Here is a 13038-nt window from a genome sequence, read left to right on the forward strand (position 1 = left end):
TCGAGCAGTGCAGGGAACAACGTGCTCTGTCCGCGATCAACCCCCTCTACGAATCCCGCCATCGCTCGTCCCCCGCCGATTCACTGGAGAATAATAGCAGAGGCACAGTTTTCACACGGCCTGGGCCCCAAGCAGCGGTTGCAGTATGTCCGCTATTCCGCCGCTGTTACGGGATAAGCAGACATTCGGCGAATAAGCCAAGAATGACGCGATTGCGCCTAAGCGGACACTTTCGCACGAGGACCCTGGTCGTACGTGGAACTCGTAGCGAGTGATACGACCGTTCGCCACCCCGACGGATCCGATCGCAGCGGCATGACCGATCCACGTTGTGGGTAACGAGCAGGAAGCTCGTCCCCGAATCGCGGTTGACCTTGGCAATCAATTGGAAAACGTCGTCGGCTGCTATATGGTCATCGGCCGCAAGTAGGAGACGTTCTGCGTGCTGCTGGAGCAGACGCCTTCGGAACGCCGGCGCGTCCAGCGAACCCTTAAGCTGCTCGTCTATGAAGCGATGGCAAACCGGAAACACCGCACTGCGCTGCCTTGCCGCGGCAGCGCTCGCGATTTCCCTGGTCGTCGGCTGGGCGTTTGAGCTGCGCGCCGAATCCGAAACGCCGGCTGTAGGAACTCTTTCGCCCGCGGCCTTGAAGCAGCTTGACGACACCATTCGCAATGAGATCACGACCGGCAAGATTCCTGGCGGCATCCTGCTGATCCAACAACACGGCAAGCCAGTCCATTTCGAATGCTTCGGCGTGCGGGACCCCGACACGGGGCTGCCGATGACGCCGGATACGATTTTCCAGATCTATTCGATGTCGAAGGCCGTTACGTCGGTTGCGGCGATGATGCTGGTCGACGAAGGCAAGCTGGCTCTCGACGATTCCGTGTCGAAATACATTCATTCCTTTGCGGACGCCAAGGTCGGTGTCGATATGTCCGACGAAGCAGGAAAGTATCCGCTCAAGCTCGAGCCGTTGAAGCGCCCGATCACGATCAGGGATCTATTGCGGCACACTTCGGGTATCACCTACGGCTTCTACGGCGAGACCCAGGTGCAGAAACTCTATGCGAATCCTCTGTTGTATGCAGGGGATTTCAATAACGCCGACTTCGCCGACCGGATCGCAGTGCTGCCGCTTGCCGATCAGCCCGCAACGCGCTGGAATTACAGCCATTCAACCGACGTGCTGGGCCGTGTCGTCGAAGTGGCCTCGGGGCAGACGCTGTACCAATTCGAAAAGCAGAGATTGTTCGATCCGCTCGGAATGTCCGACACTGTGTATTATGTCGCGGATAAAGCGAAGTGGCCGCTGATCGCCAGGGGATTTCCTGTCGATCGCTCTCGAGTCGCTGGAATCACCGATCCTACATTGCCGCGGCGCTGGGAGTCCGGTGGAGCGGGCTTGGCCTCGACTACAGGGGACTACGCCCGCTTCCTGCAAATGCTGCTGAATGGAGGTGAACTCGACGGCAAGCGGTACCTCAAGCGTGAGACAGTCGCACTGATGACGTCGGATCAGATTGGGCCGGAGACCGGGATCATTCATGATCCCTTCTATTTTCCGGGCCCCACCAGTGGCTTCGGTCTTGGCTTTGCCGTGCGCACCTCGCCACCGCCGAATACGGACTGGCCACTCGGTGAATACCGTTGGGACGGCGCCGGCGGCAGTTTCTATTTCGTCGATCCCGTGGACGACATGTTGGGAGTCTTCATGGTGATGTCGCCCACACAGGGGGGACGGATCCAACTGAACTTGAAGACGATGATCTACGAGGCGATGGGGAGGGGCCTGCGCAAGTAACCAACCGCAAACGCACCTTATTTCGCATTTCTCGGATCTTTCGCACCTACGCCAGGCCAGTGCCTGCAAGATCGATTGTCCGTTGTTGGCCCTCCTCGGACCTATGGAGATGTCCGAGTTGAGTCCGCGAGGTGGGCCAAAGCGGAGATTGACCAAGATCGCTGTCACGCGAGTTTATGAGTACACGCCCTGATGCAAAAACGCGCCCGGCAGAACCGGGCGCGTTTTGTTTGCGCAGGCGAGAACCTTACTCAGTCGAGTACTTGAACTCCGGCATCGCCTTCAGCTCTTCCTTGGTCGCGTTGTAGACGGCGTGATCAGGGTACCAGGGGTTCGGCTTGGCGCTCGAGGTCGAGCTTGTGGCAGCGCCCGTGGTCGTCGAAGAGCCAGCGCCGCTCGCCGGCTTTGCGCCGGTATTCGCCGCGCCGGTATAGGCAACCGGCTCGTTGACGAACTTGACCTTCTCGAAGGGGACGGCGACCAGATGCTCGCCGACGCCGAGGAAGCCGCCGACGCCGATCACGACCGCTTTGATGTTGCCGCTCTTGTCCATCAACATGTCGTTGATCGAGCCGATGCTCTCGTTGCTGTCGTTATAGACGTTCAGGCCGGCCATTTTCGACCCGCGCCAGTTGCCGTGGAACGACGACGGAGCGGTGGTTGACGTGGTCGCCGCAGTGCTCGGGCGATCTCCAGTCGCCGTGTTCGGCGTTTGCGCGAACGCGACGCTTGCAAGCAGGGCCGAAGCCGCGAGACCAGTGATGGTATACTTCGCTAACATGATCGGATCCTCCAGTTCGAAATCGATGCTGAGAAAACCCGTCACGTCAGCAAGCGTTCCGTATCAAGTAGCACGGAACTTGCGACGCCGAACAAAGTGGAGCGCCAAGTCGAAAAGTTCAGAGTGAAGCGATGAACATGCGCTTCAGAAACCGCCCCAATAAGGCGGTATGCCGTAGTAGCGATGCAGCTCGGCCTCCTGCGACCGATCGCCCCAATCGAAATCCTTGTCGGCGCGGAACGACGGCGCGCGTTTCAACTCTTCATCTGATATGTCGAGCTCATAGGCTTCGAAGCGCGTGTTGTAGCGCAACCGCACCCAAGGCAAGGGGATCAGATTGGTTCCGAGGCCCAAGAATCCGCCGAAGCTGAGCACGGCGTAAGACACTTGTCCGGTGACCTTGTCGATCATCAGCCGTTCGATATGGCCGATCATCTCGCCGTTCGGCCGCCGCACCGCAGTGCCTTCGACGCGATCGCTGGCGATGAGCCGATGCGGATTGGTGCTGGCGTCGGCTGCCATCTGGCCCTCCCCACAAATGATCGAGAGGCTCAACGCCACATTCGACGACTGGTTCCTACGCCACAAATGGAACAGCCACCCTTCCCTTTTCGCAGAAGCACGTAGCCCGGGTGGAGCGAAGCACAACCCGGAACACCTACGTCAACGTTGAGAACCGGCCCCGGGTTACGCTGGCGCTCCACCCGGGCTACGCGCTCTTCGTGGGGAAGGAGCTTGGCTTAACTCTGGTAGTCGATCAGCAGCGCGGAGAACGAACTGCCATTGGCCGATGCGCTCGCGCTGCCGGCCGAATTGTAGGAACTCGACGCCGACGCCGACAGCGAATCCTGCAGCGACTGCAGGAACTGCTGCAGGATGTCGCTCACGGAATTAGTCGTGGTGGTGCTGGCGTCATCGGTCGAGGTTGAAGCATCCGACGGTGGTGGCCCGCCGGCGCCGCCGTGAGGGCCGTGGCTACCGCCGGGACCCTGCGCGAAGGCGGCCTTGAATACGCCCTGCAATTCGGTCGCCTGGTCGCTGGTCAGCTTGCCGCTGGATACCTCCTGGTTGATGAGATCATCCAGTTTGGACTTCATCTCGTCCGGCGACGGCCGCGTGCCGCCGGCCTGATCGCTGGCGCGGCTCGCCTGCATCGAGGCGTCGATATCCGTCAGCGCTGACGACAGCGCGTCCTGATCGGACGAGCTGATGGTGCCGGAATTGATTTCGGACTGCAGTTCGTCCTGCAGCCGCTGCAAAGGCGACTGATAGGTGCTGCCGGAGGCAGCCGAGATCGCGGTCATGGAATGCTCCAAATGATTCTGATAGGTACGCGTGAAACTCGCCGCGACGGTAGGGTTAACGGTCTTAACAGTGCCTTTTGCCCTGTTGCCCCCTGTTACCGCGCAGCCGTCAGAAACATTTGGAAACAAGAATCTTCGCCGCTTACCCCGAATCATCGACAAAAAGGTCAGCATGGCCCAACCGCAGCCGAACATCCTTGTCGTCGAGGACGACCGCGAGACGCGTAGCCTGATCGCGAAATATCTGCGCAACAACGCCTGCAACGTCACCACCGCCGGCGACGGCCGCGAGATGGTCCGCGCGATGACCGACCACCGGGTCGATCTTCTTATCCTCGACGTCATGCTGCCCGGCGAGGATGGCCTCAGCCTGTGCCGCAAGGTGCGCGCGACCTCGCAGACGCCGATCATCATGCTGACCGCGCGCGGCGAGGACGTCGACCGCATCCTCGGCCTCGAGATGGGCGCCGATGACTATCTGCCGAAGCCGTTCAATCCGCGCGAGCTTTTGGCACGGATCAATGCGGTGCTGCGGCGGCAGGCGGCGGCGCGCAACGCCAGCGCCATCGAAGGCGCGACCGTGCTGACGTTCCAAGGCTGGCGCATCGATTTCCGCCTGCGCGAATTGCGCAACCCCGAAGGCGCCAAGGTCGCCATGACCAGCGCGGAGTTCGACCTGCTCAGGACCTTCTGCGAGCGGCCCGGCCGCGTGCTGTCGCGCGACAGCCTGCTCGACCTCACAGGCGCGCGCAACGCCGGCTCGTTCGAGCGCTCCATCGACGTCCTGGTCAGCCGCATCCGCCGCAAGATCGAACCCGATCCGCAGGAAGCCACCATCATCAAGACGGTGCGCGCCGGCGGCTACATGTTCACGCCAAGAGTGGAAGCAGCAACAGTCGAAGCGGTGACCGCGGCGGGCAATTGACGATGAAGCTCTCCAGCTTCCTCAATCTCAGGGGCATCAGCGGGCAGATCGCGGCGCTGGTGGTCGCCTCGATCGTCGCCATCCACATCATCATCGCCACGATCTTCCTCATCTCACGGCCGGACCAGTCGGAGCCGCTTGGCGACCGCGGACATGCCCAGCTCGCCAGCGCAATCCAATTACTCGGCGCCGCCGCGCCGTCGGAACGACCGCGGCTGTCTGCTGACATCAACAACGCCTTTCCGCAACTCGGCGTCGAAAGCCTGCCGCCCGGCACCGCGCCGGCGGCCGGCGAACTGAATGAGCGCGAATTGCACGGCCTCTACCGCCGGCTCGGCGGCGCCTATCGGCTGTTTCCGCTGGCGGGCGACGGCGCAAAGATCGAGCCAAGGATCGGCATCACCCTGCCCGACGGCGCGATGATCTCGGCAAGGCTGCTCGCGGATCGGCACCGGCCGCCGTTCCTCGGCGGTCCCTGGATGATGACGCTGTTGTTCATGGTCATCAGCGTCACGCTGCTCGGGCTGTGGGCGGCACGCGCGCTGACCGCGCCGCTATCATCATTTGCGCGCGCCGCCGAAAGTTTCAGTCTCGACGGCGCGGCCGCGCCCCTGCCAGAACGCGGACCCGAAGAGATCCGTTCGGTCGCGAAAGCATTGAACCGCATGCGCGAGCGCATCACCGGCCTGATCGAGGACCGCACCAAGATGCTGGCCGCGATCAGCCACGATCTGCGCACGCCGATCACGCGGATGCGGCTGCGCTCCGAATTCATCGAGGACGAGACCCATCGCAGCCGCATGCTTCACGATCTCGACCAGATGCGCGCGATGCTGGAATCGGTGCTGTCGTTCCTGCGCAACGACCGCAAACTGGAATCGATGACGCTGACCGATATCGCCAGCACCCTGCAGCTCGTCACCGACCAGTTTTCCGACATGGGCCACAAGGTCAATTACGACGGCCCGGCCCACGCGATGGCCACTGTGCGGCCGGACGACCTGCTCCGCAGCGTCACCAATCTGGTCGAGAACGCCGTCCGCTTCGGCGCAGAGGCGACGATCCGGCTCCGCATCGCGCCGGATCGCATCACCATCGAAGTCGAGGACGACGGCCCCGGCATTTCGGATGCGCGCAAGCACGATGTGCTGGAGCCGTTCGTGCGCGGCGACGAGGCGCGCAACATGGACGAGTCCGAAGGCTTCGGCCTCGGGCTTTCCATCACCAACGCGATCGTGCTCGCGCATGGCGGGACATTGTCGCTGCACGACAAACAGCCGCACGGGCTCGTGGCGCGGATCGAGTTGCCGGTACGCGGAAAAGAGGAGCGCTCTGCGGCCTGACTTCAGGCGGCCAGCGGCGCCTGCTCGCTGCCGTGCTCCGGATAGATCGCAATGGCCTCGAAGCGGTAATCGCAGGCGCGGCAATGCCAGAGATAGAATATCCGGCCACCATCCTGCTCGACCCAATCCGGCTTCGCGATCGGCTTGCCGCATTGTGCGCAAGGATTTCCACGCGGCAGATCAGCGGAATCAAAGCGGGTCATGATGCGTCTCCCTTTGTCGACTTTTCTTGGTCGGTTTTATTGATTGTCGTTTCTTGAATTATCGTTGCCGGCAGATAGGCGCTGAACCCTGCGCCTGCCATGCAAAATCCTACGGTGGCTTTGAGTCATTTGCGCGACAAGGCGCTTGCCGCCGTGCAGCAAATCGTCGTCTAAGACTTTACTAAAGCCCGCCCTATAACGCCTCGTTTTCGCCACATAGCTGCCCGGCCGCCGCAACAATCGGGTTGCGTAAGTGGAACAAACTATTCCGTCGCCGAGATCGCATCCGATGAAATTCCCTTTCGCTCTCACCTTGCTCGTGGCTATTGCCGCGGTGCTTCTCGGCCCGCCTGCGCAGGCGCAGCAGCGATCGCAATATGAGGCGCTGGTCGCCAGCCATTCCCAGGCCAATCTGGTTCCTGACGAGCTGGTGCACCGGGTGATCGTGCGCGAGAGCAAGTATCATCCGAACCTGATCGGACGCGGCGGCGCCATCGGGCTGATGCAGATCAAGCTCGCGACTGCACGCGGCCTTGGCTACAAGGGCGATGCGGCGGGCCTGCGCGATCCCGAAACCAACCTCACCTATGGCATCAAATATCTCGCCGGCGCCTATCGTGCCGCCGGCGGCAACCACGACCGCGCCGTGCATTACTACGCCAGCGGGTACTATTACGCCGCCAAGCAGCAGCGGCTGCAGCACCTGAGGGAATCCAAGAGGGAATCCCGCCCGACGCTCGCCGCCGCATCGCAAAAAGAGCAGGCACAGGCCGAGACGCCGGAAAGCGCGGTCGACGCCAACGCACAGCAGATCCCCGGCAACTGAGGGGGCCTGGCCGTAAGGCGGCGTTGACAGCTCAGCACATCTGCTTACATTAGACGCGTTCCGAGGGGTGCTCCGAGGAGGAGCTGAGATACCGCACGCTTGGGGTTGGCCATTCCGGCCGATATCCGGGACCGCGGTGACCCTTTGAACCTGATCCGGGTCATACCGGCGAAGGGACAGGGATGTACCAGAATAAGAGTCCGCGGGGGGATTCCCCCGTATCTATCATCGGCGCAGGCATTGCAGGCGCCTGGCAGGCGCTATTGTTCGCGCAGGCCGGTCACGCGGTGACTTTGCACGAGCGCAGTGACGCCGCGATGACGGAATCCACAAGCCATTGGGCCGGCGGCATGCTGGCGCCCTATTGCGAGGCCGAGGTCGCCGAGCCCATCATCAGCCGGCTCGGCCAGCGCTCGCTCGATATCTGGCGGCGCGAATTGCCGGATACGCCGTTCAACGGCTCGCTGGTGGTGGCGCATGCGCGCGAGCGCAACGATTTCGAGCGCTTTGCCCGGATGACGGAAGGTCATGAGCGGCTCGATGCGTCAGGCGTTGCGCAGCTCGAGCCCTCGCTCGACGGCCGTTTCCGCGACGCGCTGTTCTTTCCGGGCGAGGGCCATGTCGAGCCGCGCCGCGTGCTGCCCAGGCTGCATGAGCGCATCCTCGCCGCCGGCGGCACCATCAAGTTCAACAGCGACATCAGCGCGGAGGATCTCGAGGGCATCGTGATCGATTGCCGCGGCCTGTCGGCGCGCGACGGAGAGCCGGAGCTGCGCGGCGTCAAGGGCGAGATGATCCTGATCGAGACCGCGGAGGTGGAACTGTCGCGTCCGGTGCGGCTGATCCATCCGCGCTGGCCGCTTTACGTGATCCCGCGCGAGGATCATCTGTTCATGCTGGGCGCGACCTCGATCGAGGCCGAGGACACCGGCGTCAGCGTCCGCTCGGCGCTGGAGCTTCTGGGCGCGGCCTATGCGGTGCACCCGGCCTTTGCCGAAGCGCGCATCCTCGAATTCGGCTCCGGCCTGCGCCCGGCCTTTCCCGACAATCTGGCGCGGATCACGATCGACAGGAAGAAGATCTCGGTGAACGGCCTTTACCGCCACGGCTTCCTGCTTGCGCCGGCGCTGGCGGAGCTGACGCTCGCTTACGTCGCGCGCGGCCAGATCGACAATGAGGTGATGCGATGCGTGTGATCGTCAACGGCGAACCGCGGGAGATAACCGCTGTAAGCGTCGACGCGCTGCTCGCCGAGCTCGACTACGAAGGCACCCATTTCGCGATCGCGCTGAACTACGACGTGCTGCCGAAGAGCCGCTGGGCCGAGACCGCGCTCAAGGCCGGCGACGAGATCGAGATCATCACGCCGCGGCAGGGAGGGTGATTGCCATGACCGCAACCTCTCCTCCCGTCGTCCCCGCGAAGGCGGGGACCCATAACCACAGGCCATCGTTGCGACGAAGAGCGTCCGCCAGAGTGCCCCAAGAGAAATCACGCGTTATGGGTCCCGGCCTTCGCCGGGACGACGAGTGGTGTGCGCGCTCCACACACTCGGCTGTCGTCCCCGCGAAGGCGGGGACCCATAACCACAGGGCTTTGTTGTGACGACGAGCGTCTGCCGGAATGCCACAAGAGAGATCACGCGGTATGGGTCCCGGCCTTCGCCGGGACGACAGGGTGACACCATGCTGAACTTCTACGGCAAGACCTTCTCCTCCCGCCTGCTGATCGGCACGGCGCTCTATCCTTCGCCCGCGATCATGCAGGCAGCGATCCGCGCGTCCGGCGCCAATATCGTCACCGTGTCGCTGCGGCGCGAAGCCGCCGGCGGCAAGACCGGGGATGCGTTCTGGTCGCTGATCCGCGAGCTCGCCGTCACCGTGCTGCCCAACACCGCCGGCTGCCGCACCGTGCGCGAGGCGGTGACCACGGCAAAGCTCGCGCGCGAATTGTTCGGCACGAGCTGGATCAAGCTCGAAGTCATCGCCGACAACGACACGCTGCAGCCCGATGTCGTCGGCCTGGTCGAAGCCGCCTCCATCCTGATCAAGGACGGTTTCGAGGTGTTCCCCTATTGCACCGAGGATCTTTCGGTGGCGATGCGGCTGGTCGATGCCGGCTGCAAGGTGGTGATGCCCTGGGCCGCGCCGATCGGCAGCGCCAAGGGGATCACCAACCGCGATGCGCTAAAACTGCTGCGGGACCGCTTGCCCGACATCACGCTGGTGGTTGACGCCGGCATCGGCGCGCCCTCGCATGCGGCCCACGCGCTCGAGCTCGGCTACGACGCGGTGCTGCTCAACACGGCAGTTGCGAAAGCCGCCGACCCCGTCGCGATGGCGAATGCATTCCGCCTCGGCATCGAGGCCGGCCGCGCCGCTTATGAGGCCGGGCTGATGGACGCGCGCGATTTCGCCTCCCCCTCCACTCCTGTCATCGGGACTCCGTTCTGGCATGCCGTATCCTGATCCATTCTATCCCGTCGTCGACAGCGTCGCCTGGGTCGAGCGGCTGACCAAGCTCGGCGTCGGCACGATCCAATTGCGCGCCAAGGATCTGAACGACTCCGAAGCGCTGCAGATCGTCACCGATGCGCTCGCGGTGACCAGGGGCACACCGACAAAACTCGTCGTCAACGACTATTGGCGCGCGGCGATCGTCGCCGGCGCCGAGCATCTGCATCTCGGCCAGGAGGATCTCGCCGATGCCGACCTCGCCGAGATCCGTAAAGCGCGGCTCACGCTCGGCATCTCCACCCATGACGACGAGGAGCTGGCGACCGCGATGAAGGCCGAGCCGGATTACATCGCACTCGGCCCGATCTTCCCGACCACGCTGAAGTCGATGCGCTTCGCGCCGCAGGGGATTCCGAAGATCACCGAATGGAAGGAGCGCATCGGCGACATCCCGCTGGTTGCGATCGGCGGCATCAAGTTCGAGCAGGCCGCGGAGATCTTCGCCGCCGGCGCCGACTCGATTGCCGTCGTCTCCGACATCACCCAGAACGCCGACCCCGATGCGCGGGTCAGACAATGGCTTGGCGCTTCAGCCAAAGCCGCTTGAAGTAAGAAGTTTTAAGGAGGAACTCCATGAACATTCGTTCCAACCCTGACACCACCATTCCCGCCGTCACCACGGGGCCGCTGCCCTCCTCGCGCAAGATTTTCTCCACCCCCGACGCGGCGCCGGACGTGCGGGTGCCGCTGCGCGAGATCATCCTGAGCGAAGGCGCCGGCGAGCCCAATCTTCCCGTCTACGACACCTCGGGCCCCTACACCGATCCGTCCATCGTGATCGACGTCAATGCCGGCCTGCCGCGCAATCGTCTCGCCTGGGTGAAAGAGCGCGGCGGCGTCGAGGAATATGAGGGGCGCACGATCAAGCCGGAAGACAACGGCAATCTCTCCGCCGACAAGGCGGCGCGCGCCTTCACCGCGCATCACCAGCCGCTGCGCGGCCTCGACGGCCACAAGATCACCCAGCTCGAATTCGCCCGCGCCGGCATCATCACCAAGGAGATGATCTACGTGGCCGAGCGCGAGAATCTCGGCCGCAAACAGCAGCTCGAGCGCGCGGAAGCGGCGCTCGCCGACGGCGAAAGCTTCGGCGCCTCGGTGCCGGCCTTCATCACGCCGGAATTCGTGCGGAGCGAGATCGCGCGCGGCCGCGCCATCATTCCAAGCAACATCAACCATGCCGAGCTCGAGCCGATGATCATCGGCCGCAACTTCCTGACCAAGATCAACGCCAATATCGGCAACTCCGCGGTGACGTCGTCGGTCGAGGAGGAAGTCGAGAAGATGGTGTGGGCGATCCGCTGGGGCGCCGACACCGTGATGGACCTCTCGACGGGGCGCAACATCCACACCACCCGCGAATGGATCTTGCGCAACTCGCCGGTGCCGATCGGCACCGTGCCGATCTACCAGGCGCTGGAAAAGTGCAACGGCGATCCGGTCCAGCTGACCTGGGAATTGTACAAGGACACGCTGATCGAGCAGTGCGAACAGGGCGTCGATTATTTCACGATCCACGCCGGCGTGCGCCTGCCCTACATCCATCTCACCGCCAACCGCGTCACCGGCATCGTCTCGCGCGGCGGCTCGATCATGGCGAAGTGGTGCCTGGCGCATCACAAGGAGAGCTTCCTCTACACCCATTTCGACGAGATCTGCGACCTCATGCGCAAGTATGACGTCTCGTTCTCGCTCGGCGACGGCCTGCGTCCCGGCTCGATCGCCGACGCCAACGACCGCGCGCAGTTCGCCGAACTGGAGACGCTCGGCGAACTCACCAAGATCGCGTGGGACAAAGGCTGCCAGGTCATGATCGAAGGCCCCGGCCACGTGCCGATGCACAAGATCAAGATCAACATGGACAAGCAGCTCAAGGAATGCGGCGAAGCCCCGTTCTACACCCTTGGGCCGCTGACCACGGACATCGCGCCGGGCTATGACCACATCACCTCAGGCATCGGCGCCGCGATGATCGGCTGGTTCGGCTGCGCCATGCTCTGCTACGTCACGCCGAAGGAGCATCTCGGCCTGCCCGATCGCAACGACGTCAAGGTGGGCGTCATCACCTACAAGATCGCCGCCCACGCCGCCGACCTCGCCAAGGGTCACCCGGCCGCGCAACTCCGCGACGACGCGCTGTCGCGCGCCCGCTTCGACTTCCGCTGGACCGACCAGTTCAACCTCGGCCTGGACCCCGAGACCGCAAAGAACTTCCACGACGAGACCCTGCCGAAGGAAGCCCACAAGGTCGCCCACTTCTGCTCGATGTGCGGCCCAAAGTTTTGCTCGATGAAGATCACGCAAGATGTGCGGGACTACGCCGCTACGCTGAACGATCCCGCGAGCATCGGGATGTCGATGCAGGGCACCATCGAGGACGGCATGGCGGCGATGAGCCAGAAGTTCAGGGAGATGGGCAGCGACGTGTATCTGGATGCGGAGAAGGTGAAGGAGAGTAACAGGGTGTTGTAAGGACTACGCAGTCACCCGGATCACAATGACCGATAGTCTGACCGGCGAGGCCGGGACTTGGTCTGAACATCCATAGCGGAGAGAACGGCCGGGCATTTGCCCGGCCGTTCTGCTGCAACTGTGGCGCGCCTATAGCGTGATGCGATTTGGTTGAATCGGCGGTGAGTTCACTTCACCTCTCCCGCTTGCGGGAGAGGTCGGCGCACCCGGATCGGCGCTTCGCGCCGTCCGAGTACAGGCTCCGCGCCGGGTGAGGGCTCTCTCCCACGGATAGCCCCATCGCGGAGACACCCTCACCCCGGCCCTCTCCCGCAAGCGGGAGAGGGAGCGCAGCGTTCATCGCGGATACAATTCGACCTGATCTCATCATGCTCTAAGAAGTGATCGAACCTGAAGAGCCCCTCTAACGACAAACTTTCGGATGCCGTTGCCAGCCATTTTGGTAGCTAGTCAGATTCTCCAGCCATCCTAAAAGCATGCGCAAGTCTCAATTGGCAGACGTGGGGATAACGATATGAGATCGAATAGTGCCTTCCGCGCCAAAGCAAGAGCTGCATTTCTCCATCGGATTGCGAATCGAACCCAGAGCGATGGCTTGCACCTTGAGAACAGAGTAAGCGGAACGCGACCTCGCCTCGCGTGCGATGAGTCCAAGAAGTCATCTGCCGTTGATGATCTGCCGGAACACATCCGCAGGTTCTGCCAGCGATTTTTCTCCGACAACAGAAGCCTCCTCTAGCATTACAGTTGTCTTTTTGTTTTGAAGTGCGCGCGCTGGGCGGCGGCCTGGTGAGCTCTACGCCAAAGTGACCATGCGATGATGTGTGCGGGTTGGATTCGCTTTCGAGCGAGTCTGATGG

13 protein-coding genes and 1 riboswitch are annotated in these 13038 nt (G+C 62.9%); of the genes, 9 read left to right on the forward strand and 4 right to left on the reverse strand.

Annotated features, from left to right (window positions below; translation table 11 throughout):
• Positions 1 to 506 precede the first annotated feature (506 nt).
• Positions 507 to 1808, forward strand: coding sequence for a serine hydrolase domain-containing protein (locus tag ACZYOF_RS37865; RefSeq protein WP_463718955.1), 1302 nt, complete (start codon positions 507 to 509; stop codon positions 1806 to 1808).
• A gap of 247 nt (positions 1809 to 2055) precedes the next feature.
• On the opposite strand, the gene ACZYOF_RS37870 is transcribed toward ACZYOF_RS37865, so the two are convergent.
• The 3 genes from ACZYOF_RS37870 to ACZYOF_RS37880 all read right to left on the reverse strand — a co-directional run bounded on the left by ACZYOF_RS37870 (position 2056) and on the right by ACZYOF_RS37880 (position 3893).
• Positions 2056 to 2589, reverse strand: coding sequence for a PRC-barrel domain-containing protein (locus ACZYOF_RS37870; RefSeq protein ID WP_130581814.1), 534 nt, complete (start codon positions 2587 to 2589; stop codon positions 2056 to 2058).
• Between the two features lie 144 nt (positions 2590 to 2733).
• Complete coding sequence (locus ACZYOF_RS37875) at positions 2734 to 3111, reverse strand: PRC-barrel domain-containing protein (RefSeq protein WP_130581815.1); 378 nt, start codon at positions 3109 to 3111, stop codon at positions 2734 to 2736.
• 218 nt (positions 3112 to 3329) lie between these two features.
• On the reverse strand, positions 3330 to 3893 hold the full coding sequence (locus ACZYOF_RS37880; RefSeq protein ID WP_463718949.1) for a hypothetical protein: 564 nt from the start codon (positions 3891 to 3893) through the stop codon (positions 3330 to 3332).
• A 172-nt stretch (positions 3894 to 4065) separates the two neighbouring features.
• On the opposite strand from ACZYOF_RS37880, the gene ACZYOF_RS37885 reads away from it, so the two are divergent.
• On the forward strand, positions 4066 to 4818 hold the full coding sequence (locus ACZYOF_RS37885) for a response regulator (RefSeq protein WP_463718950.1): 753 nt from the start codon (positions 4066 to 4068) through the stop codon (positions 4816 to 4818).
• A 2-nt stretch (positions 4819 to 4820) separates the two neighbouring features.
• Positions 4821 to 6161 (forward strand): ATP-binding protein, encoded by a 1341-nt coding sequence (locus ACZYOF_RS37890; RefSeq protein ID WP_282529643.1) that lies wholly within the window; start codon positions 4821 to 4823, stop codon positions 6159 to 6161.
• A 2-nt stretch (positions 6162 to 6163) separates the two neighbouring features.
• Here the strand turns inward: ACZYOF_RS37890 and ACZYOF_RS37895 are convergent, their stop codons facing one another.
• Complete coding sequence (locus tag ACZYOF_RS37895; protein ID WP_463718951.1) at positions 6164 to 6364, reverse strand: hypothetical protein; 201 nt, start codon at positions 6362 to 6364, stop codon at positions 6164 to 6166.
• 289 nt (positions 6365 to 6653) lie between these two features.
• Here ACZYOF_RS37895 and ACZYOF_RS37900 point away from each other — a divergent pair, with 289 nt between their 5' ends.
• From ACZYOF_RS37900 to thiC, 6 genes are all read left to right on the forward strand, one after another.
• Positions 6654 to 7190 (forward strand): transglycosylase SLT domain-containing protein, encoded by a 537-nt coding sequence (locus ACZYOF_RS37900; RefSeq protein ID WP_463718952.1) that lies wholly within the window; start codon positions 6654 to 6656, stop codon positions 7188 to 7190.
• A gap of 53 nt (positions 7191 to 7243) precedes the next feature.
• Positions 7244 to 7385, forward strand: a riboswitch (TPP riboswitch).
• On the forward strand, positions 7373 to 8386 hold the full coding sequence (locus ACZYOF_RS37905; protein WP_463718953.1) for an FAD-dependent oxidoreductase: 1014 nt from the start codon (positions 7373 to 7375) through the stop codon (positions 8384 to 8386). (Overlaps the previous riboswitch by 13 nt.)
• On the forward strand, positions 8377 to 8574 hold the full coding sequence (gene thiS, locus ACZYOF_RS37910; RefSeq protein WP_130581821.1) for a sulfur carrier protein ThiS: 198 nt from the start codon (positions 8377 to 8379) through the stop codon (positions 8572 to 8574). Before ACZYOF_RS37905 ends, thiS begins: the two co-directional genes overlap by 10 nt.
• A gap of 301 nt (positions 8575 to 8875) precedes the next feature.
• Positions 8876 to 9658 (forward strand): thiazole synthase, encoded by a 783-nt coding sequence (locus ACZYOF_RS37915; protein WP_130581822.1) that lies wholly within the window; start codon positions 8876 to 8878, stop codon positions 9656 to 9658.
• Positions 9645 to 10253: a thiamine phosphate synthase gene (locus ACZYOF_RS37920; protein WP_130581823.1), complete on the forward strand. Its 609-nt coding sequence runs from the start codon at positions 9645 to 9647 to the stop codon at positions 10251 to 10253. The genes ACZYOF_RS37915 and ACZYOF_RS37920 overlap by 14 nt, the downstream gene beginning before the upstream one ends.
• Positions 10254 to 10279: 26 nt before the next feature.
• A complete protein-coding gene (gene thiC, locus ACZYOF_RS37925; RefSeq protein WP_463718954.1) occupies positions 10280 to 12178 on the forward strand; it encodes a phosphomethylpyrimidine synthase ThiC in 1899 nt (632 codons plus the stop codon).
• Positions 12179 to 13038: the final 860 nt, after the last annotated feature.

It is taken from the genome of Bradyrhizobium sp. LeoA1Lang, assembly GCF_055413685.1.

Bases quoted from the DNA above. Each gene is read 5' to 3' on its own strand.
- ACZYOF_RS37865 (WP_463718955.1), top strand. From the start codon at position 507: ATGAAGCGATGGCAAACCGGAAACACCGCACTGCGCTGCCTTGCCGCG.
- ACZYOF_RS37870 (WP_130581814.1), bottom strand. From the start codon at position 2,589: ATGTTAGCGAAGTATACCATCACTGGTCTCGCGGCTTCGGCCCTGCTT.
- ACZYOF_RS37900 (WP_463718952.1), top strand. From the start codon at position 6,654: ATGAAATTCCCTTTCGCTCTCACCTTGCTCGTGGCTATTGCCGCGGTG.
- ACZYOF_RS37890 (WP_282529643.1), top strand. From the start codon at position 4,821: ATGAAGCTCTCCAGCTTCCTCAATCTCAGGGGCATCAGCGGGCAGATC.
- ACZYOF_RS37875 (WP_130581815.1), bottom strand. From the start codon at position 3,111: ATGGCAGCCGACGCCAGCACCAATCCGCATCGGCTCATCGCCAGCGAT.
- ACZYOF_RS37915 (WP_130581822.1), top strand. From the start codon at position 8,876: ATGCTGAACTTCTACGGCAAGACCTTCTCCTCCCGCCTGCTGATCGGC.
- thiC (WP_463718954.1), top strand. From the start codon at position 10,280: ATGAACATTCGTTCCAACCCTGACACCACCATTCCCGCCGTCACCACG.
- ACZYOF_RS37905 (WP_463718953.1), top strand. From the start codon at position 7,373: ATGTACCAGAATAAGAGTCCGCGGGGGGATTCCCCCGTATCTATCATC.
- ACZYOF_RS37895 (WP_463718951.1), bottom strand. From the start codon at position 6,364: ATGACCCGCTTTGATTCCGCTGATCTGCCGCGTGGAAATCCTTGCGCA.
- ACZYOF_RS37885 (WP_463718950.1), top strand. From the start codon at position 4,066: ATGGCCCAACCGCAGCCGAACATCCTTGTCGTCGAGGACGACCGCGAG.
- thiS (WP_130581821.1), top strand. From the start codon at position 8,377: ATGCGTGTGATCGTCAACGGCGAACCGCGGGAGATAACCGCTGTAAGC.
- ACZYOF_RS37920 (WP_130581823.1), top strand. From the start codon at position 9,645: ATGCCGTATCCTGATCCATTCTATCCCGTCGTCGACAGCGTCGCCTGG.
- ACZYOF_RS37880 (WP_463718949.1), bottom strand. From the start codon at position 3,893: ATGACCGCGATCTCGGCTGCCTCCGGCAGCACCTATCAGTCGCCTTTG.